The 25,318-nt window shown below is 46.5% G+C and carries 29 protein-coding genes; 4 read left to right on the top strand and 25 right to left on the bottom strand.

Features of this window, described 5'->3' with window-relative positions; all coding sequences use genetic code 11:
* Positions 1-265 precede the first annotated feature (265 nt).
* Both DWY55_RS20090 and DWY55_RS20085 read left to right on the top strand, forming a co-directional pair.
* Positions 266-676 (top strand): PcfK-like family protein, encoded by a 411-nt coding sequence (locus DWY55_RS20090; protein ID WP_005868911.1) that lies wholly within the window; start codon positions 266-268, stop codon positions 674-676.
* Between the two features lies 1 nt (position 677).
* The gene (locus tag DWY55_RS20085; protein ID WP_005868910.1) at positions 678-1,925 is read left to right on the top strand and encodes a PcfJ domain-containing protein; all 1,248 of its coding nucleotides are present in this window, start codon (positions 678-680) and stop codon (positions 1,923-1,925) included.
* A gap of 99 nt (positions 1,926-2,024) precedes the next feature.
* Here the strand turns inward: DWY55_RS20085 and DWY55_RS20080 are convergent, their stop codons facing one another.
* The 25 genes from DWY55_RS20080 to DWY55_RS19960 all read right to left on the bottom strand — a co-directional run bounded on the left by DWY55_RS20080 (position 2,025) and on the right by DWY55_RS19960 (position 23,110).
* The gene (locus tag DWY55_RS20080; protein WP_005868909.1) at positions 2,025-2,510 is read right to left on the bottom strand and encodes a hypothetical protein; all 486 of its coding nucleotides are present in this window, start codon (positions 2,508-2,510) and stop codon (positions 2,025-2,027) included.
* Between the two features lie 53 nt (positions 2,511-2,563).
* A complete protein-coding gene (locus tag DWY55_RS20075) occupies positions 2,564-3,589 on the bottom strand; it encodes a toprim domain-containing protein (protein ID WP_005868908.1) in 1,026 nt (341 codons plus the stop codon).
* Positions 3,590-3,724: 135 nt separating this feature from the next.
* Positions 3,725-4,144, bottom strand: a complete 420-nt coding sequence (locus tag DWY55_RS20070; RefSeq protein ID WP_005868906.1) for a hypothetical protein — start codon at positions 4,142-4,144, stop codon at positions 3,725-3,727.
* 22 nt (positions 4,145-4,166) lie between these two features.
* Entirely contained in the window at positions 4,167-6,113 is a 1,947-nt protein-coding gene (locus tag DWY55_RS20065) for a type IV secretory system conjugative DNA transfer family protein (protein ID WP_005868904.1), read from the bottom strand.
* 11 nt (positions 6,114-6,124) lie between these two features.
* Positions 6,125-6,508, bottom strand: a complete 384-nt coding sequence (locus DWY55_RS20060) for a single-stranded DNA-binding protein (RefSeq protein ID WP_007564694.1) — start codon at positions 6,506-6,508, stop codon at positions 6,125-6,127.
* Entirely contained in the window at positions 6,486-7,679 is a 1,194-nt protein-coding gene (locus DWY55_RS20055; RefSeq protein ID WP_005868899.1) for an ArdC family protein, read from the bottom strand. Before DWY55_RS20055 ends, DWY55_RS20060 begins: the two co-directional genes overlap by 23 nt.
* Positions 7,680-7,682: 3 nt before the next feature.
* Positions 7,683-7,868, bottom strand: coding sequence for a hypothetical protein (locus DWY55_RS20050; RefSeq protein WP_005868897.1), 186 nt, complete (start codon positions 7,866-7,868; stop codon positions 7,683-7,685).
* 18 nt (positions 7,869-7,886) lie between these two features.
* A complete protein-coding gene (locus DWY55_RS20045; RefSeq protein WP_005868895.1) occupies positions 7,887-9,359 on the bottom strand; it encodes a DUF3945 domain-containing protein in 1,473 nt (490 codons plus the stop codon).
* Positions 9,356-10,468: a DUF4138 domain-containing protein gene (locus tag DWY55_RS20040; protein WP_005868893.1), complete on the bottom strand. Its 1,113-nt coding sequence runs from the start codon at positions 10,466-10,468 to the stop codon at positions 9,356-9,358. The genes DWY55_RS20045 and DWY55_RS20040 overlap by 4 nt, the downstream gene beginning before the upstream one ends.
* 12 nt (positions 10,469-10,480) lie before the next feature.
* The gene (locus DWY55_RS20035; protein ID WP_007564699.1) at positions 10,481-10,666 is read right to left on the bottom strand and encodes a hypothetical protein; all 186 of its coding nucleotides are present in this window, start codon (positions 10,664-10,666) and stop codon (positions 10,481-10,483) included.
* Positions 10,663-11,946 (bottom strand): conjugative transposon protein TraM, encoded by a 1,284-nt coding sequence (gene traM / locus DWY55_RS20030; RefSeq protein ID WP_005868892.1) that lies wholly within the window; start codon positions 11,944-11,946, stop codon positions 10,663-10,665. Before traM ends, DWY55_RS20035 begins: the two co-directional genes overlap by 4 nt.
* Positions 11,933-12,631 (bottom strand): hypothetical protein, encoded by a 699-nt coding sequence (locus DWY55_RS20025; protein WP_005868891.1) that lies wholly within the window; start codon positions 12,629-12,631, stop codon positions 11,933-11,935. Before DWY55_RS20025 ends, traM begins: the two co-directional genes overlap by 14 nt.
* A gap of 4 nt (positions 12,632-12,635) precedes the next feature.
* A complete protein-coding gene (locus tag DWY55_RS20020) occupies positions 12,636-13,691 on the bottom strand; it encodes a hypothetical protein (RefSeq protein WP_005868890.1) in 1,056 nt (351 codons plus the stop codon).
* 6 nt (positions 13,692-13,697) lie between these two features.
* Entirely contained in the window at positions 13,698-14,294 is a 597-nt protein-coding gene (locus tag DWY55_RS20015; RefSeq protein ID WP_005868889.1) for a hypothetical protein, read from the bottom strand.
* Between the two features lie 5 nt (positions 14,295-14,299).
* Positions 14,300-14,521, bottom strand: a complete 222-nt coding sequence (locus DWY55_RS20010) for a hypothetical protein (RefSeq protein ID WP_005868888.1) — start codon at positions 14,519-14,521, stop codon at positions 14,300-14,302.
* Positions 14,514-17,120, bottom strand: coding sequence for a TraG family conjugative transposon ATPase (locus DWY55_RS20005; protein WP_005868887.1), 2,607 nt, complete (start codon positions 17,118-17,120; stop codon positions 14,514-14,516). Before DWY55_RS20005 ends, DWY55_RS20010 begins: the two co-directional genes overlap by 8 nt.
* Positions 17,117-17,428, bottom strand: coding sequence for a hypothetical protein (locus DWY55_RS20000; protein ID WP_005868885.1), 312 nt, complete (start codon positions 17,426-17,428; stop codon positions 17,117-17,119). Before DWY55_RS20000 ends, DWY55_RS20005 begins: the two co-directional genes overlap by 4 nt.
* Before the next feature lie 12 nt (positions 17,429-17,440).
* On the bottom strand, positions 17,441-17,785 hold the full coding sequence (locus tag DWY55_RS19995; RefSeq protein WP_005868883.1) for a hypothetical protein: 345 nt from the start codon (positions 17,783-17,785) through the stop codon (positions 17,441-17,443).
* 18 nt (positions 17,786-17,803) lie between these two features.
* On the bottom strand, positions 17,804-18,148 hold the full coding sequence (locus DWY55_RS19990) for a hypothetical protein (protein WP_005868881.1): 345 nt from the start codon (positions 18,146-18,148) through the stop codon (positions 17,804-17,806).
* Complete coding sequence (locus DWY55_RS19985) at positions 18,145-18,357, bottom strand: hypothetical protein (protein ID WP_005868879.1); 213 nt, start codon at positions 18,355-18,357, stop codon at positions 18,145-18,147. The genes DWY55_RS19990 and DWY55_RS19985 overlap by 4 nt, the downstream gene beginning before the upstream one ends.
* Before the next feature lie 18 nt (positions 18,358-18,375).
* Positions 18,376-18,954: a conjugal transfer protein TraO gene (locus DWY55_RS19980; protein WP_005868877.1), complete on the bottom strand. Its 579-nt coding sequence runs from the start codon at positions 18,952-18,954 to the stop codon at positions 18,376-18,378.
* Positions 18,955-19,263: 309 nt separating this feature from the next.
* A complete protein-coding gene (locus tag DWY55_RS19975; RefSeq protein ID WP_005868875.1) occupies positions 19,264-19,857 on the bottom strand; it encodes a Crp/Fnr family transcriptional regulator in 594 nt (197 codons plus the stop codon).
* 244 nt (positions 19,858-20,101) lie between these two features.
* Positions 20,102-21,232, bottom strand: a complete 1,131-nt coding sequence (locus DWY55_RS19970; RefSeq protein ID WP_005868874.1) for a hypothetical protein — start codon at positions 21,230-21,232, stop codon at positions 20,102-20,104.
* Positions 21,233-21,924: 692 nt separating this feature from the next.
* On the bottom strand, positions 21,925-22,407 hold the full coding sequence (locus DWY55_RS19965; RefSeq protein WP_005868873.1) for a DUF3408 domain-containing protein: 483 nt from the start codon (positions 22,405-22,407) through the stop codon (positions 21,925-21,927).
* 4 nt (positions 22,408-22,411) lie between these two features.
* Positions 22,412-23,110: a ParA family protein gene (locus tag DWY55_RS19960; protein ID WP_005868872.1), complete on the bottom strand. Its 699-nt coding sequence runs from the start codon at positions 23,108-23,110 to the stop codon at positions 22,412-22,414.
* 403 nt (positions 23,111-23,513) lie between these two features.
* Here DWY55_RS19960 and DWY55_RS19955 point away from each other — a divergent pair, with 403 nt between their 5' ends.
* Entirely contained in the window at positions 23,514-23,852 is a 339-nt protein-coding gene (locus DWY55_RS19955; RefSeq protein ID WP_008770294.1) for a plasmid mobilization protein, read from the top strand.
* Positions 23,849-25,249, top strand: coding sequence for a relaxase/mobilization nuclease domain-containing protein (locus DWY55_RS19950; RefSeq protein WP_005868870.1), 1,401 nt, complete (start codon positions 23,849-23,851; stop codon positions 25,247-25,249). Before DWY55_RS19955 ends, DWY55_RS19950 begins: the two co-directional genes overlap by 4 nt.
* Positions 25,250-25,318 lie beyond the last annotated feature (69 nt).

Genomic DNA, 25,318 nt, shown 5'->3' with positions numbered 1-25,318 from the left:
AGGGGTTTTAAAAAAAGGTCTTTAAATCTAGCTGAAGCATAAAATTAGAAGTTTAACAAACTAAGTAGCAGAAGTATATGCAAATCATTCAATTTGTTTTTTCGGTCATCATCGCTCTTTGTGCAGTGGCTATGTTTGTCGGAGCGGTAATAACGCCAAGTCCGATAAAGGTTGTGTCGGTTACGTTGTTGGCTCTTATTTGCCTATTCTCCTTGTTTCTCGTGAAATTGGCTTATTGTGAAATGAAATCTAAAAATGATATACTATGAAAGTGTCAGAACAATTTAAAAGTACCATCAAGGCATACCTTGATAATATGGCAGCGGTGGATAGTCTGTTTGCTCCAGTCTATCAAAAACCTACAAAGAATATAGATAATTGCATTACCTATATTTTAAACCAAGTGAAGAAAAGCGGTTGCTGTGGTTTTAGTGATGATGAAATTTTTGGTATGGCGTTGCACTATTATCAGGAAGATAATATTGAGGTGGGTAGCCCATTGAAATGTAATGTAGTCGTAAATCATCATGTTGAATTGTCAGAGGAAGAAAAGAAAGCGGCTCGTGAGGCTGCTATCAAAAAATTGCAGGAGGAAGAATTGGCAAAGTTGAAGAAGCGTCAACAAGCTAAACGTGAGAACAACACCGAAGTACAAACCCAGTTAACTCTTTTTTGATATGAAACCCAAGACAAAATTACAAATGGAAATCGTGAATGGGAGCAGGAAGTTAGCTCCCGTTTCAGAGGCTCAAAAGCGTTATGCCTATAAACATTGCTTTGTGCATTATTTCAAGCGTGATGCAAAGGGGAATTGCTTTTGTTTGGATTGTGGGCATACATGGCGGGATAAGGAAGATAAGAAAAACTGTAAATGTCCTCATTGCGGTATGAACCTGAAATTGGAGAATAGCAGGAAAAGGACGGCTGTATATAAAGAATATTTTTGTGTGATTACTACATACAAGCAATATCAAGTTATCCGTTTTTTTATGGTGGACTGCCGGCTGAAAAAAGGGTCTCCGGCTAATTACTTTATAATTGAGGCGGTACAGTGTTGGATGAATAAAGAGGGCAAGACAGAAACGCTGTCTTTGCTGCGGGGCATGTCTATATTTTATTACGATGCATGGATATATGGAAGTTCTTTGGAATTGCGTAAGCGGAATGTGCATCATGACCGTATTTATGATATTTGCCCGGCAGTTATCTATCCGAGAATGAAAGTGATACCCGAACTTACGAGGAATGGATTTAAGGGTGCCTTTTATGATATTTGTCCGAGTTCCTTCTTTATGACATTATTAACTGATAATCGGATGGAGATATTATATAAGGCAGGGCAAATGAATTTGTTCTTGAGATTTTTAGAGAGAAAATACGGTATAGATAAGTATTGGACGTATGTAAAAATCTGTTTAAGACATGACTATGTGATACATGATGCGGACTTGTGGCTGGACTATGTGGATATGCTGATAGAAAATAAATTGGATGCGAGAAATCCTCATTATTTGTGTCCGTTGAATGTAGAAGAAGCGCATGATTGGGTGATGGGGAAATGTAAGAAAAAATATTCTGAAAAGGATGAAAAAGACTATATTGCTGCCAAATCACGTTTCTTTAATCTTTCGTTTGCGGATGGAAATATTATGGTTCGGGTATTGGAAAGCCTTTCGGACTTTTACAAAGAGGGAAAGTTGCTGCATCATTGTGTATTCAGCAACGCCTATTATAAGAGAGAAGATTCGTTGATAATGTCGGCAACGGTGGATGGAAGGCGCATGGAAACGGTGGAGTTTTCACTTAGCAGGATGGAGGTGTGCCAGTGTCGTGGAAAGTCTAACCAATTATCAGCCTATCATGACCGGATTCTGAATTTGGTACGGGATAATATACCGTTGATAAGGGAAAGGATGGTAGTGTAATGAATAGCCCACACATCTAAATGTGTGGGAGTTCTTTTTTGGAAGACGCCCAAAAAAGAACCCCAAAAAACGTTGTCGCTACACATCGTTACGCTCGGATTATTTGCTTGTCGGCTTTAGTTTGCCGATACATTTTTCCATGTCGGGGGACAATAGGAAAGAAGCCGTCTTTTTCTGCTGCACCCCTGAGTGTGGCTGGACGATGGCATACCTGCATTTTAATATCTTGCCGATAACTTCCGTACTGTCACGGTGCAGGTACATGGCTTTCATGGCATCCGTTGCTTTCAGGCTTTTTTCGGCTTCCATATAGGCGGAAAAGGACGGTTTGAATAAGGCACGGGGACTTTCCGCTTTCTGTATGACAGCGGATAATTGTGCGCTTTTGTTGTTCAGGTAGCACAGGCTGTCCGATACGGTGACGTCTTCTGTTTCCAACACTTCCAGTAGTTCGAACTTTAAATCCGTCCAGGTGCCGTGAGAATCTGTCTGAACCCATTCCGCAATGGCCTTCTCATAGCCGGGTTTGCTGCATGAGGAAAAGGCAATGAGCAGCATACAAAAAAATAAATGCTTGATATTCATATTGATCTGATTTTATAGGTTGTCGTATTATGTGATGGAGCAAATCTATGAGGTTACTGGCCGTCCTCCGTGGAGGAACAGATGCCACACGAGATTTTCAGATCATCGTTCCAATCCTTGTTTTCCGAAAGTTCGACGTTCTTCAGTTTCCGTACCTTGTTGCGGAGTTCATCGTTACTCAGGCTCTCGACATCAGTCGTATCGCCATGAAAGTAACGATGCAGCCATAGAGTGTACTTGTGCCCTTGTTTGTCGTTGTCAAAGATGCTCCGGAGCTCCTTTACCTGGTTCTTGTCAAGAATCAGGCGTAATAGCCTCATTTGTCCTTCCGTGAATGTCCCTTCCGTAGATACATATACAAGATTGAGGTCGTTTCCGGAATGGCGTAATTGATAGTGGGAGATACAGTCTATAAATGACTCCCCAATGTAGAGAATGTCTATCGGGCGGCTTTTGTCATGGTTGCTGGTCGCCAGACAGTCGAACTTGCCACCGATAATCCCTTTGAATGTTTCATTTCGTTGAGAAATGGCTTGCACACCGTTTTCATTGTACATCTTGATGCACACGTTGCGGTAAACACTCCCTTTGTTCTTTACCTCACGGATAAAGAAAGTGTCTTTGAAGAACCGGCTTTCAATGCTTTCTTTCAGGATACCTCTTTTCTGGAGATAATTGCCCTTGTAGGGTTGTAGCTGGCTCAAGTAGAATTGAAGTTCGTCCGCTCTCATGCTTGTGTTACCTACTTCATACCGGCTTTTTTCGGGTGTCGTGATGCGGTTGGTGTTGATGTAGTTCTGAAGGATCTCCCCCACCTCGCGCAAGGACGGCATTTTTCCGGTTGTTTCAAATAGATGTTCCTGCATCAGATCCATGATACTGCGGCCACGCACGCTGTCACTATGCACGTCCCAATAGGTGTATTGGTTCTGCGAGTTCCGCTTGATGACGATGGTATGCGTTCCGTTGCTCATTTTGGGACAGGAGTTGGAAGAGCCTTCCACGATTTTCCATCCTAGTTCCAGCAGGAAATCGGGCAGAGAAATGGTTGTTTTTATCTGATTGAAATCGACTTTCATAACGTTGACTGGATTAGTTGAATCTCATTTTATCTGAGCTTAGATTATAAATGAGAAAGATTATCTTTCATAAAGATAAGAAATATCATCTAAATATGGAAGAGAAAGTATATGTTTTTTGATTCGTCTGCATTTTTATTTCAAGGTACTGTAAACCAAATCAACAGTAGTGTCTATACCGGGAACGGCCTCCAACTGTTTGCTCTGGTTGAATACGCTTTCCCCGTCTTTTTTTATCTGCATGGTGATGATAGCACTCTCTTTTGAATAGAGAATGCCTTGCACGGTAATTTGGCTGACAGGCTTTTCCGTGCTGTATTCCGCTTTATCGGTGAAACTCTCATCTACGGAAGCTGCGGAGGTACCGGTGCGTTCGTTCCTGAATCTCACGCCGTCAAGATTATATATATGCACACTGCCTTTGGGTGAGGAACCGGTTACGGCTACGGTGATGTGATACATGCCGGCTTTGTCTGTTTCCGATTGGATTTCCTCTTTGTTGCATGAAGCGGCCAATAAGCAGGCTGCCGCTAATAATGAATGAATTTTTCTCATGGTAGGATTCTTTTGTTGAATGTTATCGGATGATTTTTTGTTCTGTCTTGTGTGTCCCGGTTGGCGGAACTGCTGACTTTTCTTTTAATTTGTCCTCTATCTTTTTGAGGATGGCGTTGACATCTTCAATGATTTTGATGTAGTTCTGCTGGATAATCTCTTCCAGGATTTCCAGTTCCATCTCTTCTTTGCCGTTGCCCAGTTTGACCGGTAAGGAGAAACGGGGTATCTCCTTCTCTTCAAAACGGCACATATCCATCTGCACGCTGAAGAATGGCGGCTTGCCTCCGGCAATCTTGCCAATGAAGTGTCCGGCTGCTTGTCCGGCAATGTCCCTTGCCTTTAAGACTTTTTCTTTTTGCAGGCTCTCCGTGACACTGTTATTGCCACCGGCTTGGTGTGAATAAGATTCTTGCGCTTCTTTCTTCTCCCCAAGCAAGTTCTCGATGTCTTTGGCGGTCTTCTCATTTCCGGTCATACCGTAAGCCTGCGTTCCGCAGGAGGCTTTCAGGATGTTGGCACTTTTCTCTCCATAGTCCCTGACCGCTTGGTTGAAGTCCTGAACGGCGAGAATGGTAGCGACATTGTGCTTCCGGGCGGTTCCGATGAAAGTGTCAATGCCTTGCAACAGGATGGTCGGAAATTCATCTACCATGAATATGCTGGTCGCTTTGCCGGGATTGTTCATCTGTGACATCAAGACGCTGCCGATGCAGGAAATAGCAGGGGAAACGGCTTCCTTGATGGTGGGCGCATTGCCTACGCATAACAGCGTTGGGTGTTCCTTGTTGGTTATATCCAAAGAGAACTCTTCTTCGGGAAGTGGCGACAACACCCAGAAGATGTATTTGTTGTTCAGGAGTACCAACGGAGTCTGTGCGGATGATACGGCTCCGGCTGTCTGCTGTTGTGCACCCAGTTTCCAGGCGGTCAGCATGGAGGACATGTTCAATGCGATTTCAGGATCTTCCGACAGCCAGTGGAATACTAGGTTGCTGTCAGAAAGGGCAAGGGCTATCACATGGGGCAGCGTACAGATACCAAGCTTCCTTTCCTTGAAACATTTATAGGCGATTGAATAGACGTAGTTGATGGCATTGTTGGCCCAAAAGTCGGTCTTTTCCTTCCAGCTTGCTTCCAGATTCTTCATCAGTGTCATGATGATATTGCGGATGAATAGCGATTCGTTTCCCTTTGACATGTATTGCGGAGAAAGTACGTTCACCCTGACCGTGCGTGACATATCCACAAAGTTGATATAGGCGAAACGGGGTGTTTCCATCCCCTTGTTCCGGAAATGTTCGATGCTTCCGTATGCGATACGTGAGAGGATGGGTGACTTGTCCTTGGTGGGATCACCCTCCCAATCGTACACGAATCCGGCATAGTTGCGCTCGGCGCACTGGTAGATGATTCCCTTGATCCAGCTCTCTGATTTACCGCTTCCCGGACCGCCGTCGATATAGACATTCTGCTGCGGCTTATGGATGACCAGCGGCCCGGAGGCGGTTTCAAAGCGGAAGTAGAAAGCCGATTCTTCCCGGCTTAACCCGAAAATGCTATCATCGGATTGGGCATGACGCCGGATGAAATAAGGCAGAGTCTTGATGACAAGCAGCGTGTACGCTACGAATAGAATGGGAAATACAAATAGGTTATACCACGCTGATAACCGGCTGAATCCGACAACCAGCATGGATGCCGTAACCAGTGTCATACTGGTGTAAACCCATTTCTTGTTTTCGTCTTTCACTTTGCCAACCGGAAAGAGAAAAGCGAGGCCTCCGATCAGGATAACGTAGAGAAACCGGAATAGGATATCCTTCTCCATCAGCCTTTCCCACATGGCCGGATTACGTAGTGGAGCGTATAATCCCGTAACGATAGCCCACTGAAACAGTACGGCTGTCCCGATGAGCGTGGATAGCAGGATCAGGATGAATGACAGGTCTTTCTTCTCTCTTTCCATGGCCGTTGCTGTTATTGGGGTTGTCCGGATGCCGTTCCGTCACCGCTCTCTTTTTTCTCTGCCTTTCCCAGTAACTCAATGCGTGAGACGGTCAGGCTGACGGATGGGATGTGGCTACCGTCATCCTTCTGGAATACATCGGCATACACATCGCCGCAGACATATACCTGTGTCCCTTTTTTCAGATACTCAAAGACTTTACTCTCGTAATTCACGAAACAGCATACCCATAGGGTCTGTTCCTCGTTGTTCACGTTCTTGTACTTGGTGGATACATGGAAGTTGAATCCTTTTCCGTTCTTGTTCTGCCGGGCATCCGCACCGACATAACCGATAATTTGTCCTGTAAACATAATGATGGTTTTTAAAAGTTTATAATCCGAGCTGTGGCTCATTCATATTTTTCATGGCTGGCTCCGCTTCCATGGAAGGCAGCGAAATGCCGAAAGTGCTGTGTAGCGTTTCAAGGTTGTCGGCTGTAGGATGGTTTGCCGCAACACTTTCCAATAACCGTGATGAAGGGGTAAAACCTTCGTTTTTCATCTGCTCCAATACCGGACGGTTGTCTTGCAGGACGGCCTGCGTGAACCGTTCCTCCGGTGTGAGGTACTGTTCCATCCGTGCGGTATGTTCCTGAATCATATTGCTGGCTTTTCCTACATCGGCAAGGATGTTGTAGATGAATTTGGGATCTTCTTTCAAGGCTCCCAGCCAGTTTTTTAGATACATGGCATTTTCTTCCCGGATATGGGTGGATATTCCCAGGCTTTGCCCGACGGTAGCGGAGGTGAGTTCGGCAACCAGTTCCTCTTTGGCATATTGCTTGTCTCCGAAAATCACGCCTTTTTCCCGGTTCAGATGCTCAGGTTCTCCAGTCGAGTGCGCCATCTCATGCAGTAGTGTGGAGTAGAAATTCTCTCCGTCCTTAAACTGCCCCTTCAGGGGTACGACGATATGGTTATCTTCTCCCCTTGCATGGTAAGCACTATTTCCTTCCTTGGAATAAATGGGGCAGATCCATTGCTGTTCCCGTACCATCGCATCAATCAGAGGCACGGTGAGCATCCCTTGCTCGTCCTTGATGGCCGGTATCTTGAATTGCTCCTTCAATGCTTCCCATTTCTCCGGTTTCGTTTCCTGAAGATTGGTCTGCTGTACGTTGAACACATTGTATGTCTTCAGAAACGGCGTGACCTTATATTCCTGCTGCTCGTTTTTATCCAAGTTCTTATATACGTCGAAAGGTATTTTCTTTCCGTTCTTGTCTCTTACTGAGAAATTCCAGTAAATGACTGGGAATGACTTTTCTCCTTTCAGTATGTTAAGGCCGTTGTCTTTGGCTTGCATGAAGGTCATATAGACCGGCAGGCTGTACTGCTCTTTTTCCGAAAGTAGAAACAACATGAAGGAATTTACTCCGTTGTAGGTTCTTCCCTCGATATTTTGCGGAAGTCCCCCACCCTTTATCCCGAACCAAGGCTTTTGCCAGTTGTCTTCCACCTGCTTTATCTTTTCGATCATCAGTTCGGCGAAACGCTGTAATGCTTTATCACTTGCTGTATCCATGATTTATTGGTATAGATTTCTGTTCTCGTAATCAAGCAGCCATTCTCTGGCCGTTTGGTTGTTTGTCTCTTGCTGCTTGGCAGCCATCTCTTCTTGATAGGCTTGTGCAAGCTCTTCCTGTGCAAGTAGAAACTCTAAGTCACTGATTTCTCCTGCAATGTTTTTCTGTACTAATTCATCGTAATCCATAATTCCTGATTTTTTAGGTTATAAGTCATTGAAAGCCCGGTTGATGGTGCTGGCTATCGGACGGGCCATTTCCTTGCTGTTGTCGGGTTTGGGTGTGCTGGCCAGTTTGACATCTCCCAGTGTCTTTGTGCTGCCTTCCATCCCGAAAATCTTTTGTACGGCTATCAGTGTGTTGGCTTGCACACCCGTTTCACGCATCCGGGTAAGGTCTTCTTGAGTGAGCCGGTACCCTTCTTTCTGTATCTCTTGGATGACATGAAAGTTGTCGGTCTGTGCGGCATCCAACAGACGTGCGGCCTGCCTTTCATGTTCGCCCTGTTCTTCCGGCTTGGTGCCGAACAGCTGGATGACTTCATGGGTTTGCCTTTCATCCAGACCGTGTTCCTTACCGATTCCTTTGATAAACTCTTCACTGGGTTTATATCCTTCCTCTTTGAGCTTCCCGATTTTTTCAAAGTCATGTTTGCCCACCGCTTCCTTAAACTCGGCTTCCATATTGCGCCCCTCTTCGTGTTTTTGCTCTTTTGCAGCTTCTATGTTGGCCGCATGGGCTTCCAGTTTGGGGGTCATGGCCTTGATCAGCTCTTGTGCCTTGCCGGGAGTGATACTCTGTATGTTCTGTATCATGACTCCTTTCCTGTCATCCGTCAGTTGGATGTCGGCAATGAAGTAGCCTTCCGGACTGTGCAGCAGCTTGTTCTCCAGTGCATGGCCGTTGGCGAGCAGGTATTTGTCGGCTTTGGTTAACTTGTAGCCGCCATATTCGCTGGTCTGCCCGATGATGTCGGGAATCTTGATTTCCTGGTTGGTGCGCAGGATGACGGAGTTCAGATCCCGGTCAACTTGCAGCAGGATGTCCTTCTTATTTACGGTGATGGGTACGATGTCACCGGCAAGCAGCTGTTCTTTCTCTTTCTTGCCCAACTTCTTTCCCAGCACCTTGTCCGGGATAACCAACGCCTCTTTGCGGTAGAATACGGAGATTCCGTCATCGTTGAAACGGAGCTTCCCCGGTTTGCCGTGTATCTCCATCAAATCAGACATGACACCCTTTTCCAGCTTGGTGCCTTTCCCGTCGAGGATGTTCCCTTGCTTGTAGGCGTATTCATAGAGCGACTGTCCGGTGTAGCATACCTTCAGGCGATGGTCGATGACGGTAAAGCCGTCCTTGTCATGTCCCTTCAGGTTCTCCCACCGCTTGATGCTGATGCCATCCTTCTCCAGCTCGGCGACATATTTAGGATCATTGGCACGTTCCTTGTCAAAAAGGGCGGATACACGTTCTTTTGATTGGTCACGAAGGCTTTCATCGTACTTTGCTCCGGCTTTTTCCCTGATTTCGCTTACGCTCATGCTCAGCTCTTCCCCGTCTTTGCGGAACCGGAAATATCCGTCCCGGTATTCGGTCTGATAGCCCAGTGATTCGGCGATGCCGCCGAACTGTCCCACGTTGTCGAACATATAGGTGTCTAATGCTTCTCTCAGTTTCATGGCTGTGGCTTGTATAAGGGTTCTGCGGAAAGGATGTATTCGTTCAACACGGCCAGCTTGATGTGCCGCCCGCCGTTTCGCTCGTAAATCTCGATCTCGAATACCTTATCATCGGGTATCGTGAATTTGTCGAAACCAAGTATCAGCCGGTTCCGGCTCTTGCCCTTGATTTTCGTATCAAAATCTTTCTGATAGATAGGTTCGATGGTCGTTTCTTGCTGGATGGCGTTCTTGCTCTTCTTTTGGTCACGCTGGAAACATTTGACAAACTCGATGTCGTAGTCGATGTATGATTTGTTTTTCAGGTCAAAGATGAAAAACATGAAGTCCTCATGCACATACAGATTGGCCATTGACAACTCAAACTTGTTCTCGATGACCCCCAGGCTGTAGATGTTGCGCTTCTTGGTGCGCAGCTCTTGGATGCATCTTTCCATTTCCTCGCTGTTCACATCCACATGGGCGGTATATTTGCGCTGGTCATCAAAATTGTAGGTGAATACGGAGGTATTGCCCCGTTTGATGGTGATGTGGTAAGTGTTCATGGCCTTATCCACCACAAACAGGTTGGAATATGCCACGGCATCTTTGGCGGTTGATACTTTCAACTGGTTGTTGTAGGCGGCCAGAGTGAAGGACACCTCGTTGCCGGGCGTTCCGTAAGCGATGTCCTCCGGAAAGAAGAACTCGGCCAGATGGAGGTCGCTGACTTCTGCCTGATAGTCATGGTGCTGCCATTTCCCGTTGTCCTCGTAAATGTTCGGGTACGAATCCGTGCCGCCTTCGGGAAGGTAGCGGATGTGATAGGTGTAAACGCTTCCGTCGATGCAGACTACGGTCAGGTTGGTCTCTTCGGTGAATCCTTCCGCTTGCGCCGAGAGCCTGACGATATGGGGCGCCTCTTCTACCCGGCTGGCCATGACAAGCTCCTGTTCGCCGATGGCGATATCAGATACTTGCACAGGAAATACCAGGTGTTTCACACAGTCGAAAGAGATAAAGATGTCTTTTTGGCTGATGGCTTGTTTCCGGGGAGTGCCGTTTTCCTGAGCGAAGAGCGGCAGACTGCACACAAAGCAGTAAAACAGTAGATAAATATATTTCTTCATGTTGTCGATATGTTAAACGGTTCTTGAAAAAAAGGCGGTGAATACGGTAATGCCCCATAGAAGAAGCAGGGTAATGCCGAAAGAAACGGTCAGCGGACGGATTTCTTTAAAGGCTCGTCCGTTCCGGCGTGATACGTAGATCCGATAGCCGAAAAAGACCGCTGACAGCGCAAGCAGGTAATTGAGAATGTCTATCATAATTTGTCTATCAATGTTTGAAGGGGATGATTTTTCTTGTTCGTTTTCTCTTGTTCCATTTGCTCATAGAGCTTCTGTAACTCCGCTTGCACGGCTTGCCTACGCAACTTCGATTCCTGACTCTCTTCTTGGATATACATTTCGTAGTTGGACTTGAGATGTACCTTCACTTGTGAGAGGCTCATGTTCAAGATTTGCTTGGCTACCTGGGTGGTGGCGTTGACTACGCTGGTCACTTCGCTGGCCATCGTGCCGATGGAAGAGAGCGGCATGTCAATGTTCTGTACAAGACCTTGTTCCATACGCTTGGCTGCACTGGCTTTCAGGTTATTGGGCAGGTTCAAACCTTCCATGGCATCATTGTCGAAGACAACCACCGATACGGGATTGAGGTTGTCTCCTACCTTCAGGTTGCTGACTACCACATCGAGGCGGTTGGCTCCCAAAGTGGCGATACCGTAAAACAGCGTGTTGGCCGGTATCTTCATGCCGGATAGGGTTACGTCCTGAAGCAACCGCATCCGTACCGTACTGCCCGTGACTACGGTCTGGTCGCCGTGGATGCAAGCCCTGAAGAGGTTGCTGTTTCCCGGTGCGGAGGTCGGTTGGCGGCGTACCCGCTTGCCGTTTTCGGCATGGTAGATCGGGCCTTTTTGCATCAGGCTGTCGGCGGATGGATGGCCGGAAGGGTTGGCAGCGGCTTTCTCCGTTTTTCCCTCTTGGTCATAATTGACAATCCGTTCATACATGCGCTTGCGGTATTTGTCGGATTCTTCCAGTTCCTTGCGGATGCGTGAGTTCTTCTTGGCTTCCCGGATAATCTCGTTGAGCGCCTGCTCGTCCTCCAGTCCGTCCAGTTGGCTTTCCAGCTGATGAGAGAAGCGTCCGTTCCGGCCACCTCCGTATTCTGCCATGACTTCGCTGTACGGATCGTTCTGCATACGGCGGATGCGCTCCAGTGTGGCACGGTCATACCGCTCCTGCTGGTTTTGCAGCTCGAAGTAAAAATCAGATCCTTTGACCTGAGACTCTTTCAGGATGCGTGCCTTCTCCTGCTCTTCCAGTTTGTCCTGCTTATAGGCTTCCATCTTGTCGTTCACCTTGTCGGCCATTTCCGACTGTGGTTCCAAAAAGGCTTGCGAGGCGGCCTGTCTGTCACTCCCTGACGGCACGTTCCCGTCCTCACGGATGAAGAATACATAAAGGAAGAGGATGCCCAGGATTACCGGGATGGCCATCAACAGCTTGTTCTTGTCTTTGATAAGTTTATTCGGTTCCATGGTCGGTTGGTTTAGAGGTTTCTGACTGGTTTTCATTCTTGCCCGGAGAAGCTGCCTGCGATGTGTTGGTGCCGTTGCTTTCCACGGGTTCGGAATAGCGGACAATCCAATCTTCTATCTTGGCTCCGTGCGCATTTTCCTCGCTGCGGGACAGCATATCATAGATGGTGAACTCCGCTTCGATATTACGTGAGATGCTTCCCCGTGCCCGGTACCCGGTCTGCGTGAAGATTATCTTTCCGGAAACGGGTATCGTTTGTGTGTTAATCTCTACATCCTTGATGCGTACCCCGTAACGGATATTCTTTTGTATGAGTGAGTTCAGCATATTCACATCGTTGTACTCGTTCAACAGCTCCTTCCCCTTGTTGCCTATGAGGTTGAGCGCAAGCGAAATGTTCTTCTCGTAGCTGCTCTCGTCAAAGGCATACCAGTGGGTTACGAAGGTCTTTACATGGTTCATGTATTCGTATTGCCGCATATCGCTGGCAGACAGGCTGCTTGCCTCATAGACTTCTCCCTGCCTGTCGATGACGAGAGCCTGGCCGTATGCTTTTTCTATTTTGTTGATAAGGAAGATGATACTGCTGGCAAAAGCGATAGTCAGAATGATGCAGTACCCGGCTGAAAGCCGGATAGTCAGCTTGACCGCATCATCTGCTCCTTTGAATTTCATCAGATTCATAGTTCTATTTTTTATTGTTGTCGTTTATGAAACTTGCCCCGATAGAGGCGGCACCGCCTACGTTGGTCAGCTTGCCGCCTGCCGCTGCGCCTCCCATCAGGGCGATGGTGGCCGCCGTGGTGACGATTGACACGGTTTTCGAAATGATTTTCCCGGCATCGCTGTGTCCTACGATTTTGGAGGATAGCCAGAAACAGCTGCAATAAGCACCAATCAGGGCGAGATCCATTCCTAAATATTGTATCTGCTGCGTAGCTGCGTCCACCATGTCGGCACTTTCCGTATAGATGGCCTTGAAGGTCTGCCATATGATTTGGTTCAGAATATTGATGACGGTGAATACCATACAGGCGGAGCAGAGCGTACCGAACCAGATACTCAACTGTTTCTGAAAGACCGGCAACATGCTTACGGCAAAGACAAACGGGCCGAGAATGACCAGTAGCTTGACAATGACCACGCCGATACCCAAGATGACTACTTGTATGATTCCTACCAATAGGGCGGAAATGCCATGAAGCACAAGGGTGGCGAGGTTGGCGGGGTTGAGCAGCTGCACAATCTTCTCCACGCTGGAGCGTACACCGGTCATTTCGTCCTCTTCCATCTTTTTATCCAGTTCGTGCTGCATGGCGCCGGTGCTGTCTTCTCCGGCTGCTACCTCCGACTGGAGGCTGTGTTTGTCGTATTCGGCAATCATCTCTCCTTGTTCGATGGCTGATTGTGCCATGAACTGGGCAAATTCCTGCGCACGCTCGGAGGTCAGCGAGGTGGCTTCGTTGATTACTTCCATCGTGCCTACGATGGTTTGGGCGATGGGGGTGTATATGCTTAGGCAGAAGAACAGTACCAGGCAACGGGCGATTTCCATCATGTCGGGAAATTTGTCCTCATTCGGGCTTAACAGCTGGCTGGCTCCGTGATAGAGATAGTTGTATGCTAGGTTGCAGATAAAGCAGATGACACCAACACCGAAGGCGATGACTGTCATTTGCGAAACGAGTTCCATCGTCAGACCGTCCGTGATCTGAAGTCCCCAGAGAAAATTATCTTGATTCATAACGCTTTAATTGGTGTGTCGTGTGAAAGCGGCCAACCGTCCCTGGTAATAGGTCTTCCGGTTATGCCCCTTCATGGATTTGTAAATGACCGTGGAACGCACGGATTCGTTAAACTCACGCATCTCTTCGGCGGCTTTTTCCACCGATTCCTTCACCTGCTCGATAAAGGACATGCGCCCTTCCGAGTTCATCGAGAAGTAACTGGTCACGGTGGCCACCTTGAACAGCAGGTCGGTACTCAGGCTCAGATTGACGGTCACACGCTGAAAGTTGAGAAATTTCAGGCAGTGGTAATTCGATCCTACGTTCAGGTAAAAGCTGTAGTCGCTGCTCAGGCAGGCTACGTCGTCCAGCAGGTCGGCAAGCTCTTTCAATGATTTGAGTTCCTTCAACTGGTCGATCTTTTGCAGGCCGAGCCGCAGTTCCTGGGCATCGATCATTTCATTGATTTGTGTAACCCATTTCTTGACATTGGCGATCCATTCCGTTGAGTTCAGCAGGGTGTGGCCGGGATCATGCACGACGAACTGGGCATGAACACTGCCGGTTCCCATCAGCCCTATCGAGGCGGCAAGTCCGAGTATGAGAATGATTCTTTTCATGACGGTTATTTGTTGGTGATGAATAATAGGGTGAATATGACACATACCAGCCAGGCTGTCAGATAGCTCTTGGCATTTTCCTTTTTCGTGGCGAGTGCCCATACCACGAAAATGAGCGCAACGCCCAAAAGTGCGGCGGCAATGCTTCCGGCAAGATTGTATGCGCTGCCGTTGAAGTCGGTTGACCAGCCTAGAAGGGCGGTCAGCCCTTGGGTGGCGTCATCCATACTTTTTCCTCCTTTCCTCCAGATAGCGGTTGATGGCCGTATAGGTCGAGCCGCTTTCGTTGAACAACTGCTTCAGTCGTACTACTGTCGCCTGGCGCGAATCGAAGGCTACGGCGGCGAAGTCGGACACCTCGTTGCGGAAGATGAAGGCATCGTTCGACATCTTGATGAAAAACTCTCTCCAGCGTTCCGTGCGCTGCAACGACTCGATCATATAGGCCTCTTCGTCCGTGATGGAAAGCACGGCTTTCACTTCCGGCAGGTTCTGCCGGTGTTCTGAATGGTCGAGGATAATCTTGGTCGCGCAGTTGATGATGATGGAGTCCTTGATACTGGACGGCATGTTTTTCAAAAACAGGATGTTCTGTGCGGCCAGCGTGATGCTTCCCTCCTTTTTACGGAAGGTTCGGTACAGGTAGGCGATGAAGTCTCCGAATTTCTCGTCTTGCAGGAAGTCGAGTGCTTCGTCGATGATTAGCTCTTTGGCAAACCCCTGGCGTTTCTTGATTTTATCCACGATCATTTGCAGGGTGATGATGGCAACGAGTGGAAAGTACTCTTTCTTAGAGGCATCTTCCATATCGAAGGCTATCAGCCGGTCATGCACGATATCCACGTTCTCGGTAGCGTTCAGCAGGAATGACAGCTCTCCGTCCGTATAGGGTTCCAGTAAAAGCAACAGCTCCTCTATCTCGAATTTCTGTTTCTCAAACTCGGTCATCCGTTTGCTGAACACTTCCTTCAGATAAGCCCGGTAAGTTATCAGCGTCGGGAAGATACGCTCATGCTTCTCTCCTATTGAAGAATTGTTCACATAGTCGTAAAATCCGATGACGGATTTCCTGAGAATGGCGTTTTCGGCAGGCAGCATGGGTTCACGTACCTTCCAAATGTAGCTGATAATGGCGACGATGGTCTTTATCTGGTCATCGGCAGACTCGGCATCCGTGGTGTCGATGTACAGGTATTTGCCGTTCTTGTCACGGTCACACAAGAAGGGGTTGAACGCAAATTTCTTCTGCTCGGTAGAGTCGAAGTATTTGCCCCGGTTCAAGGCTATCATCGAGCGGTAAGAGCCGCCGATGTCAATGATCATCACATCCCGGCCCAGCTCATAGCTTTGCAGGATGTAATTGTTCAGCCAGAAAGATTTACCGGAACCGGACGGGCCGATAACGATGCGGTTCTTGTTGTTCAGCGCCGGATAATCCCAGAGGTTTATCTTGGCGGGAGTACCGAAACGGTCATGGTAGATATGCCCTTTCTCGTCCGAAAGGTACATCCCCTCTTTTTGCAGATAGCAGATGGCCTGCTTGGTCGTGTTGACGAAGCCCCGGTAATTGGCCCTGGCATTGCCGGGTATGTTGCAGAAGAACAGGTTGCACAGCTCGGCGTTCTCCACATAGCACGAACTTTGGTTCATAAAGCTGAAGCCTTGCTGTACCAGTGCGGTTTTCCGCATGAGCGAGGTGCGGTCTGTATCGTTCAGCACGACATTGAAGGCGGTATAGGCGGTCTGGTAGTCGAACTGGGTAATCTCATCGCAGAAGGCTGCCTGCTCGCGTTGCTTCTCTGCCGCCGGAGGGTAGAAGTTGGTGATGTAGTTCAGCGCGTCTTTCTCCGCACCGATGGCCGTTACGGTGGCATCTGGATCGGTTATCTCTATCACGATGTTTACGATGTGGTTGAACGGCAGGCCAAGTCCTACGGGGTACAGCATCGAGCATTTGCTCCGTATGCTGTCCGGTATCTCTATGTTTCCCCCGTATGCCTTCGACTTGCCGGTGTGCGGCACGGCCAGTTCCTGAAGATGCTCGCCTTCGTTGGTCAGCGAAAGGATGGAAACGTGCTGCTGCCCTATTTTCATGCTTCCGCTTTCACTGACAGCCATAGGGTTGACGCTCTTCTGCGTGGCATCGTTTTCCGGTGTCTCGTAAGAGAGGTTGACGTAGTCGTAGATGGCGTTGTTCAGTTCCGTATCATCCATCTTGCGTATCTCAAACTGCTGGATGGACGACAAACCGTTCTCAAAGTTCATCAGAAAGGCTTCCATTTCTGTCAGCCGTTGCTGATATTCCTTATAAGGTTGCTTGAACGGGTAGTGCAGCTTTCGCATCAGCGAGGTGCCCGATGCGCTTTTGCGTATCTTACCGTTTCGGCTGCCGTTCGTGAACGTCACATACAGGTTGGTGTAACTGTTCAGTATCTCCTTGCCGTTGAAATGACGGTTGTTCTCCGCTATCAGGGCATTGGAAGAGTATTCTGCATGATGGTATCGCCCCGTATAGTAGAAATTCTGCTGATGGATGACCGTGCCTGCCGGAAGCAGCTTCAAAAGAGCCTCCAACCGCTCATGGATGTATTGCGCCTCGCTTTCCGACAAGGTGAACACTTCGGGCAGAAGCAGCCGGTAGCCGACGGTGATGTCACCGTTCCCGTTGATGACGGCGTTCTCCGTGATGGTCTGGATAGGCAAGACACTTTCCAGATCCACGGATTTGTCCTTCACCTCTATCTCTGTCTGCCGGATATACAGCAGAGCAATCAGCAGGCACAGCGCACAGATTAGCAGGGATATGAGTATGATGATTCCTATCATGGTTGCTGTTTTAGGATGAATTTGAAAATCTGCCGTTTGTCCGTTATCTGCCGGGGGGTGGCGTTCTTGATCCGGAGGCCGGTCAGGTAGTCCGGGTTACCGGCCTTGTGTTCCTTTTTCAAGGTTTGGAACAGCAGACCGGATAGAAACAGAATGGCGGAAATGATTCCGATGATGAGTATCGGGTGCAGCTGCTTGAATATGCTCACGATGATGATGATGGCCGTCAGCAGCATGAAGATGGCGAACTGTCCCGATGACAGACCGAAGAACTTGATCGGCTTGTTGATTTTACGCATGGTTCTCATGGCTCTTCGTTTTTAGATAATCAGGAAGGCTACCATGATGACTACCACGGCGATGATCCAGCCGAGCAGGTATTCCTTGGCATGGGGATTGTTCGTGGCAAGCGAATAGATGACAAAGACCAGAGCGATGCCGAGTACCGCCGCCAAAATGTATTTGGCTACGTCCAGAATGGTGTCCGCACCCTCTTTGGCTTTGTCTGTCACTTCGGATAGGCTGTTAATCTTCAGGCCGCTTTGTGCCTCCGCCACTTGTGCCGTTCCCAACAGCGTGAAGAATATGAGAAAGGTGAAGATAACCTTTCCATAGCGGTTAATGACTTGGTTCGCTTTTTCTCTTACATTTTCGATTGCTTTCATTTTGTTCCTATTTTTTAATTAAACATGAATCGTTTTCAGTCTCTCCCATTGCACATCCTTATACTTGATGGATATGGGCTCTTCTTTCGGCTGTTCCGGCAGTGGTTTGCCTGAGTAGTAGTAGGCTCTTCCATGCAGGTACATATCGGCTATCTCGGCAGCCAATTCCTCTTCTTCCAGCTCAGGCTGAAATACCACGCAGATGACCGGACAGGCTCTCTCCTGCCCTTCCTTGCGCACCGCCTCCCTTATCGGCTTCTCTTTCTCCTTTCCGGAAGAAAGTGCTTTCTTCTTTTTCCGAAAGTAAAAGTGAAGCGTGACACAGGCGAGTATGGCAACCAGTATCAAATCCACTACGTTCATAAGAGTTGCCAGATAATGAGCCAAGTGACCAATGCCGTGATATAGGTGATGATGGCCTCTTTGGTGCGCTCGTGGTTGCTTATCAGCTTTTTAAGTACCGCTAGTCCGGCACATAGAAAGCCTACCCCTATCAGCATGGCGCCTATTTCACGGTATAAGGAGATCAGGCCGGATACATTTGTATCGGCTAACAATATGATAATAAGCATGGTGATATGATTTGTCGGTTAGTAGAGCAGTATCTTTATTCCTACGTTCCAGACAGTGTTCCACTTGTCAATGGATAGGGGATTCCAATGTTGTTGTATGCGGGCAAGCAATGCCGTTCGGGGCAGGATGAATACTTCCAGTTCCGTTTCCAGTTTCGGGCCGATGATGAAGTTGTATTCCTTATCGGGGTGGCGGACGTATTCTGTACCGATGAATCCTCCCAGGCCGATGCCCCAGTAAACGGATTTCAGGTTGCAGGCCAGGGTTCTGTAATAACCGCCGTCCACAAAAAAGTCCTTACCCTTGTCATGTATCGTTTCGGGAATCGTTTCTTCCGGGTTCAAGGTAGAGACTTGCGGTAGGTTGGCTGTATATTCGTAAGGTTTCTCAAAATAGCTAAACCCGGCTTTCCAATAGCTTGTCCGGTTGATGTATCTGGAAAAGGACAGGTTGTAATAGTTGCCTGCATTGCCGAACAGGTTAGTGCCGTAGTTCAATTCAAGTGCCGGGATGTTCTCATAATGGCGTTGCGCAAAAGCGCTTACGGTGCATAACAGCAGGCTAAGGCTGATAGCAGTCAGTCTGATGTGTTCCATGGGAATTACTCTTTAGGTTATTAATGTTATATATTTTTCTATTTGTCTCATACGGTGTTTCCAATTTACGCGGATTCCTGTCGGCAGAACCGAATCAAGGTGCTTATCGCGTTGTTTTCGCTCCAAACATATAGATTATATACGGGAGGACAAATTTTATGAAGGGCTTTTAAAGGGCCTTTCGTGTTTATTTAATGTGCATTAAAAAATACATGTGCCGTAAACCGGCAGGTGTGGAATAATTCTACAGAAAAAAGCCGGATAGGATTAGTTGTGTAAAACTGTCCTGCCCGGCTTATAGGGTTTGGTTTATATGCGCTTTCGGATGTTGCTCAATGCTTGTGGCGTGATGCCGATATAACTTGCTATGTCTTTTAAGGGTATTGAACGTAACAGCCATTTTTCATTGGCCAAAAGCGCTTTGTAACGCGCTTCGGCATCCAGTGTGTAAAACTCCTCTTCCCTTATTATTTTGCGGTTGATGGATCTTACCAAATGTATTCTGGCCAGCTTGTTGAAATTGATGGATAACTCATATAGCTGATGAAGATCTTTTTTGGGCAATCTCCAGATCTTGCATGGCTCCAATGCCTTGATATTGTAGTGGGCATGGTGTTCTTCATGTGAAAGGAAAAAATTGATGAACTCTTTGGCTTGGATAAACCGTGCTGAAATCTCTCTATTCTCTTTGTCCGGAAACCATAACCGGACGATGCCGGATTCCAGATAATAGAGGTAGCATACTTCCTCGCCCCTGGTGACGAGGTGTTCTCCCTTTTTGATATGGATAAGCTCGAAATGAGCATCAAGATACGCCTTTTCTTCGTCTGTCATCCGCACGTGAAGATGGGCGCCCATTACCATGAGCGTCTCATCTATCAGGGTGGCAATTGTTTGAACCATTGAATTTGTTTTATGTTTATATAAGGGTACGGAAACGTACCCTCTAACATGGACGTGGCGTTCCAACAACAAAGGCACGCCCCGTACCAGTTTCATACTGGTACAGGCATGCGCCTGTTGTTGTTAATTCCTTAACGATAGATGCCACTCTTTTGTTAGACAGACGGACGTATGTAAAAAGCGGGCTGCCAATTTTCTGACAATCCGCTGCAAAGATACTATTTTATGGTTTTTGTTCCAACTTTTAGGGATTTAAGTTGACGGCAAGGTCTTCTGGACGAATGCCTACTACCTTTATATAGATATCCCGGTAGATGTTCTCCTTAATCTCCTTGTCCTCTTCAGAATAAAGCCATGCGGTAAATTCATGATAATATTCGCCGGTTCCCAATTTAAAGAAATCCTTATATTGATAATGTCTGCTCACGGGAATGCCTTTCTTGTTTAACAAGAAGCATGATTTAAGCGCATCGTGATATTGCGAGGTCAGTATCGCCTTTATCTTTTCGTCGAAATATTCCAATGTTTCCTGGTCAAAGAAAAACTGTACGGTGTAGGGCCACTTCTCCCCTTTTCCTTTGATGTACTGGTATTGGAATTTGGTTCTCTCCAGCTTTTTGTTGATACCGTTTAAGATGCTGGTCACCTTCTTCTTCCGGTCATGGTTGTCCTTTACCGTTACATCAAATTCCTTGGCAAGTTGGTCAACCGTAACGGTGAAATAAGGTGCTTGTCCTTGGTCAATCTTATACTTGATCAGGTAAATCATTTTCGCCAGGTTCAGATAAAACTTGCGGTAGCCTTTGCGGTTGGGCAGGTTACGGTAGTCTTTCAGTTCCAGCAGATTGTATTCGGTAAGCAAAGTATTCATCAGATCTTTGCTCAGATGCACGTTGTAATTCCGCTTGGTGCGCTTTTTCGTGCCGAAGTTATCCTTTATCTCAAAGCGGTCCAGTATTTGAATGAACTTATATTGCGTCTTGCCGTTCATGGCGTATGCTACACTGAGGTTGGATGTCCCTAAACGGTATAACGCCGCTTCAAAGGTGTTCTCTATCGGATGCTCTATCTTTTGGCCGTTCTGTTCGGTGATATATACCGGACGTTGGTTGCTGAACAGGAAATCAAGCTGCTTCTCGGTCAGTTTTCGTTGCAACTTGGTTCGTTCATACCCCATGACCTCACAAAAATCGTTGATGGAGAACCAGCAGTCGCCGAACAGATCTTTCATTTGTGAAGATGCCACGTAAATGATAATGTCAGACATGACAGTGCCGCCTGCATCAAATAGAACTTCCAATACTTTCGTGTTGGAAGACTCGCTGAGAGTCCTGGGGACTCTGCTCAACTCTTTTTGTGTATTACTTTCCTTCATAGGCGGACACTTGTTGTTTACTGATGCAAAGATACGTTTTTTTACGGAGATAGTGAATCTAACTCCCTATAAATGAAGATTCCAAAGCATTTTTTTCGTGCTGTTTCTTGATTTAGTTGTGTAAAAGTGTCCCGACTACGGCTGTTTCCGATCCCCCAGTTGTGTAAAAGTGTCCCGAATGGCCGGTTTAGTTGTGCAGAAGTGTCCCGGATTCCTGATTTAGTTGTGTAAAAGTGTCCCGAATGCAGATTCTAGTTGTGTAAAAGTATCCCGACTTTCCTGTTCAGTTGTGCAGAAGTGTCCCGAATAGTCGGTTAGTTGTGCAGAAGTGTCCCGGTTACGAGAAGATGCCAGTAAGTGCTAACTTGCAATAATATAGTTGATTATACGGAAAACCTCCCTTATTAGTTGTGTAAAAGTGTCCCACAAATACTTAAATCCCTAAAAACCTAAATAAAACGAAGAAATGATTTTGTTACCGTATTCTTACTTTCGGAAAAAATTTTGAGGTGGAAACAAGTAGAGGTTTGAATTCTTTAACATATTGTCCAGGATAATAGGCAAAGGGATTTTTCCGCAGTTGTGTAAAAGTGTCCCGGTTCAATGCCGGCCTTCACTAAAACGGTGTGCAAAAATAACGCCTGCCCGACGGATGCAGTCGAACAGGCGTATATATTTTTCCGAAAGTAGAATCAGATGCTCATATACTTCTTCAGTATCGCTTGAATCTCCTTGTTATGGCTGGTCAATATGTCTTCAAGAATGTTGTTTGCGATGTTGTGCATTCCTAATCCAGTGGCCATAGCAATCTGCTTCAGCTTTCTGTGGGTTTCGCTGGATATCCGGATTACTTCGGTGTTCTTTAATTTTCGCTCTTCCAGATATTCCGAGAATTTTTTTCCGCAGACTTTGCTTTCTTCTGTTTTTGGAGAAGACTGCACGGAAGGTTTGGATTCCGGCTTTTCCATTTGTTCCGGCTGAGGTTCTTGGACGGTTTCTTTGACTGGAGCCGATTCTTTCACCTCTTCATGGATGGGGTGCTCAATCGCAGGTTGGGGGATAGTGCTTTCCGCAACACTTCCGATCTGCTGGATTTCCTGCTCTTTCTTACTGGCGCTTTGCAGCAAGAGTTTTCTCATGGCGGCTGATGATGTCCTTTCTTTGTTGGTTGCCATAGCTTTATTCTCCTATATGGTTACAGATTAATTCCAATACCTCTTCACAGAAAGCATCACAGGGATGATGGTACGCTTTACTCAGCGTACTTAAATTGCGTTGATAGTCAACCCTTGAATCCTTGATGTAGTTTTGCATCAACTCGAAAGGCAAGGTTTTTTTATTTTTCAAAATTTCTTTGAACTCCAGCACATTCGGAAGAACACGGTTCATAACACCACGCACGGTAGTCTTTTTACCAATCTTTCGACGGCTTTCGATAATCCCTTCATAGATGTTATAGTAAAAGGTCAATGTAGGTCTTAAATCGGTCTGGTTCGGTTCGAAGGGAATGATGATCACGTCAACGAAGTGCAGCGTTTCAACTACACCGTTTTGTTTCAGGTTACCCGGAAAATCGACAAGTATAATGTCGTAATTGTCCTGAAGGAAATCCAGTTGGTTGATGAACTCTGAGGAAGAGATATTGATAACCTCATATTCTTCTTCCTTTTTCATGATTCCGTCCTCGGCTTCGTCCTCACGTAATTTTCCGATAGTGTTCTGCATGTCGTCGATATCCACCACGGCAATGGATAAGCCCCCCTCTTCGTTTGACTGCGAATGAATATAACCTGCAAACAAAGCTGTCAGCGTAGACTTCCCTACCCCGCCCTTGGGATTCTCAAAAGCTACGACTACTCCTGGTAATATTTGTCCCATAATGTACGTTTTTAAGTATGTGCGCAAATATATAAATAATAAATTAAATAATTGCATACTTTTATAATTAATTTATTATACACTTTTTTACTTAATTGTATAAGTAATTACATATATAAATATAAATATAAATCTGTACATACTTAATCTTATAATTAAGTATGTATGTTCATACTTTGTAATAATATAATTAGTAATTATGTATTTTGTAACTAATGGCTTTCCGTTCGCCTGTTACAATGTGCGTAGTTACTTTGTAACAAAGTGAGCGGTTAATCTGGATTAAGAAATCAAGACTTTTGTCTGGTTTTGTTTCACAGCTGAGTATTATTGTATATCTTTGCTAATGCAAGGTATGTTTTTGTGGGTACAAAAAACCTTGCGACAGCCGAGCTGCCGACCAATGTTCGTTACACTCACATACTCTGTATATATGAAAGAGAATCGAGATATAAGTATAAAGATCCGCTTGACGGAAGCCGAGAAAGAACAGCTTCTTCAACGTTCAAAGGAAGAGGGAAAATCCCTTTCTTCCTTTATCAGAGAGTCTGCCTTGAAAGGCAGAAGCATATCGAAAACCGATGTGCAAATGATATATGAACTTCGTAAAATAGGAGCCAATATCAACCAGCTTGCCAAACATATCAATACGCTTCCGTCCGATGAAAATATATTGTATTCATTGGATCGGATTAACCAATACCTTTCGGATGTAGAAACCATTAACCGGAAATTGTTATGATAGCCGAGATACAACCTTCTTTCTCATCCCACCTGTCCATGAGCCGGAAAATTGAATACCAGCTTTCCAAGGTCAAGGAAGGAAACGGAAAAGTGCTTTACACCTCCACTGGTGACGAACTGGCCGCCATGCCAGCCTACATGAAACTTATCTCCCAGTTGAATGACCGGGTGAAACTACCTTATGCGGAATTTATTCTGAGCCTCTATCCGGGAGAAAGCCTTTCCGATGAACAGTGGCTTTCTCTTGCCGGGGAATATATCGAGAGGATGGGGTACGGAAAGTCCTGTTATGCCGTTGTCCTAAATACCGACAAGGCACACAGCCATGTGCATGTGCTGCTGACCACAATTGATGAAGAAGGCAAAAGCATTCCTTCCGGAAATAATTACAGCCGTTCCGAAAAGATCTCAAGGGAACTGGAGCAGAAGTACGGTCTGTTGCCTTTGGAAAGGGAAGGAGGCAAGAGAACCACGTTGGGAGAGGCGCAATACCGTAACTATTATTTCGATGCGGCCTTGAAGAAAGCCATGCGTAGTTATAATTACAAGGATAAGGTATCGGCTGTCCTGGAACAATCCGATACATACCGGTCTTTGAATAAACCCTTGCAAGAAATAAAATTGGCCAATGAAGAATGGCGTGTCCTATTGGGGGATGAAAGCTATGACAACCTTTTCGCATTGCTGGAAAAAGGAGGTTTTTTCAACCCCTTGTTCAAGGATGAACTGTTACAACAGCTTGACCGCATCTACTCTTTTTCCGAAAGTACATCCGATTTCCGAAGGAACCTGGAACAAGAAGGATTGTATATGCGTCTGGTCACCAAGAAGGACAAATCCTATTATGTCTATGGCATCAAGGATTCAGGCTTTTACCTGAAGGACGTTTCACTTCCTCAGAAATATCGTTTTGGTAATATTCGTTTTGATGGCCGGGGCATGAGCGCCGATGAACAGAAGCATTATCTCTATGACCATGTGTTTAAGGCATTGAACGCTTCTTTAGGCTATGAGGATTTTAAGAAAAGGTTGGCGGAAGAATCGATCCGTGTGACGGAACATGTAAACAGCAAAGGCGCATACGGGATTTCCTTTTATATGGAAAACGTGGAAAATGCTCATGTCTTTAAAGGTGCGGATCTTTCCCGTAAGCTCACTTATCAGAATATCCAGAAGCATTTCGATGGTGTGGCTGTCGGTCTCTCGCCACATATCGATAGGGTAGGGGAGTTCCGTGAGCGGGTGGATCGTGAGGCTTTCTATATGCAGGGTGGGGGAGTTATGGCCATTCCGGAACTTGACATTACCGGCAGCGGGAAGAAGTCGCAAGAGGATGATCTCATACCGTCCAAAAAGAAACGGAAACGCAAGAGTGGTCCCGATTTCTCATTATGATGAATACTAACTTAGGGACTGTCGTTAAATTCCGTCATTATGAGTCAATCGGCAGACTGTCCCGGTAAT

It is taken from the genome of Bacteroides sp. AF25-38AC (genome assembly GCF_003602995.1).
Classification (GTDB): domain Bacteria; phylum Bacteroidota; class Bacteroidia; order Bacteroidales; family Bacteroidaceae; genus Bacteroides; species Bacteroides uniformis.
This window is presented reverse-complemented; position numbering and strand designations above follow the sequence as displayed.

What these genes read in the sequence shown, in the direction of transcription:
- DWY55_RS20090 (WP_005868911.1), top strand. Translation starts at nt 266, where the DNA reads ATGAAAGTGTCAGAACAATTTAAAAGTACCATCAAGGCATACCTTGAT.
- DWY55_RS20085 (WP_005868910.1), top strand. Translation starts at nt 678, where the DNA reads ATGAAACCCAAGACAAAATTACAAATGGAAATCGTGAATGGGAGCAGG.
- DWY55_RS20080 (WP_005868909.1), bottom strand. Translation starts at nt 2,510, where the DNA reads ATGAATATCAAGCATTTATTTTTTTGTATGCTGCTCATTGCCTTTTCC.
- DWY55_RS20075 (WP_005868908.1), bottom strand. Translation starts at nt 3,589, where the DNA reads ATGAAAGTCGATTTCAATCAGATAAAAACAACCATTTCTCTGCCCGAT.
- DWY55_RS20070 (WP_005868906.1), bottom strand. Translation starts at nt 4,144, where the DNA reads ATGAGAAAAATTCATTCATTATTAGCGGCAGCCTGCTTATTGGCCGCT.
- DWY55_RS20065 (WP_005868904.1), bottom strand. Translation starts at nt 6,113, where the DNA reads ATGGAAAGAGAGAAGAAAGACCTGTCATTCATCCTGATCCTGCTATCC.
- DWY55_RS20060 (WP_007564694.1), bottom strand. Translation starts at nt 6,508, where the DNA reads ATGAGCCACAGCTCGGATTATAAACTTTTAAAAACCATCATTATGTTT.
- DWY55_RS20055 (WP_005868899.1), bottom strand. Translation starts at nt 7,679, where the DNA reads ATGGATACAGCAAGTGATAAAGCATTACAGCGTTTCGCCGAACTGATG.
- DWY55_RS20050 (WP_005868897.1), bottom strand. Translation starts at nt 7,868, where the DNA reads ATGGATTACGATGAATTAGTACAGAAAAACATTGCAGGAGAAATCAGT.
- DWY55_RS20045 (WP_005868895.1), bottom strand. Translation starts at nt 9,359, where the DNA reads ATGAAACTGAGAGAAGCATTAGACACCTATATGTTCGACAACGTGGGA.
- DWY55_RS20040 (WP_005868893.1), bottom strand. Translation starts at nt 10,468, where the DNA reads ATGAAGAAATATATTTATCTACTGTTTTACTGCTTTGTGTGCAGTCTG.
- DWY55_RS20035 (WP_007564699.1), bottom strand. Translation starts at nt 10,666, where the DNA reads ATGATAGACATTCTCAATTACCTGCTTGCGCTGTCAGCGGTCTTTTTC.
- traM (WP_005868892.1), bottom strand. Translation starts at nt 11,946, where the DNA reads ATGGAACCGAATAAACTTATCAAAGACAAGAACAAGCTGTTGATGGCC.
- DWY55_RS20025 (WP_005868891.1), bottom strand. Translation starts at nt 12,631, where the DNA reads ATGAATCTGATGAAATTCAAAGGAGCAGATGATGCGGTCAAGCTGACT.
- DWY55_RS20020 (WP_005868890.1), bottom strand. Translation starts at nt 13,691, where the DNA reads ATGAATCAAGATAATTTTCTCTGGGGACTTCAGATCACGGACGGTCTG.
- DWY55_RS20015 (WP_005868889.1), bottom strand. Translation starts at nt 14,294, where the DNA reads ATGAAAAGAATCATTCTCATACTCGGACTTGCCGCCTCGATAGGGCTG.
- DWY55_RS20010 (WP_005868888.1), bottom strand. Translation starts at nt 14,521, where the DNA reads ATGGATGACGCCACCCAAGGGCTGACCGCCCTTCTAGGCTGGTCAACC.
- DWY55_RS20005 (WP_005868887.1), bottom strand. Translation starts at nt 17,120, where the DNA reads ATGATAGGAATCATCATACTCATATCCCTGCTAATCTGTGCGCTGTGC.
- DWY55_RS20000 (WP_005868885.1), bottom strand. Translation starts at nt 17,428, where the DNA reads ATGAGAACCATGCGTAAAATCAACAAGCCGATCAAGTTCTTCGGTCTG.
- DWY55_RS19995 (WP_005868883.1), bottom strand. Translation starts at nt 17,785, where the DNA reads ATGAAAGCAATCGAAAATGTAAGAGAAAAAGCGAACCAAGTCATTAAC.
- DWY55_RS19990 (WP_005868881.1), bottom strand. Translation starts at nt 18,148, where the DNA reads ATGAACGTAGTGGATTTGATACTGGTTGCCATACTCGCCTGTGTCACG.
- DWY55_RS19985 (WP_005868879.1), bottom strand. Translation starts at nt 18,357, where the DNA reads ATGCTTATTATCATATTGTTAGCCGATACAAATGTATCCGGCCTGATC.
- DWY55_RS19980 (WP_005868877.1), bottom strand. Translation starts at nt 18,954, where the DNA reads ATGGAACACATCAGACTGACTGCTATCAGCCTTAGCCTGCTGTTATGC.
- DWY55_RS19975 (WP_005868875.1), bottom strand. Translation starts at nt 19,857, where the DNA reads ATGGTTCAAACAATTGCCACCCTGATAGATGAGACGCTCATGGTAATG.
- DWY55_RS19970 (WP_005868874.1), bottom strand. Translation starts at nt 21,232, where the DNA reads ATGAAGGAAAGTAATACACAAAAAGAGTTGAGCAGAGTCCCCAGGACT.
- DWY55_RS19965 (WP_005868873.1), bottom strand. Translation starts at nt 22,407, where the DNA reads ATGGCAACCAACAAAGAAAGGACATCATCAGCCGCCATGAGAAAACTC.
- DWY55_RS19960 (WP_005868872.1), bottom strand. Translation starts at nt 23,110, where the DNA reads ATGGGACAAATATTACCAGGAGTAGTCGTAGCTTTTGAGAATCCCAAG.
- DWY55_RS19955 (WP_008770294.1), top strand. Translation starts at nt 23,514, where the DNA reads ATGTTCGTTACACTCACATACTCTGTATATATGAAAGAGAATCGAGAT.
- DWY55_RS19950 (WP_005868870.1), top strand. Translation starts at nt 23,849, where the DNA reads ATGATAGCCGAGATACAACCTTCTTTCTCATCCCACCTGTCCATGAGC.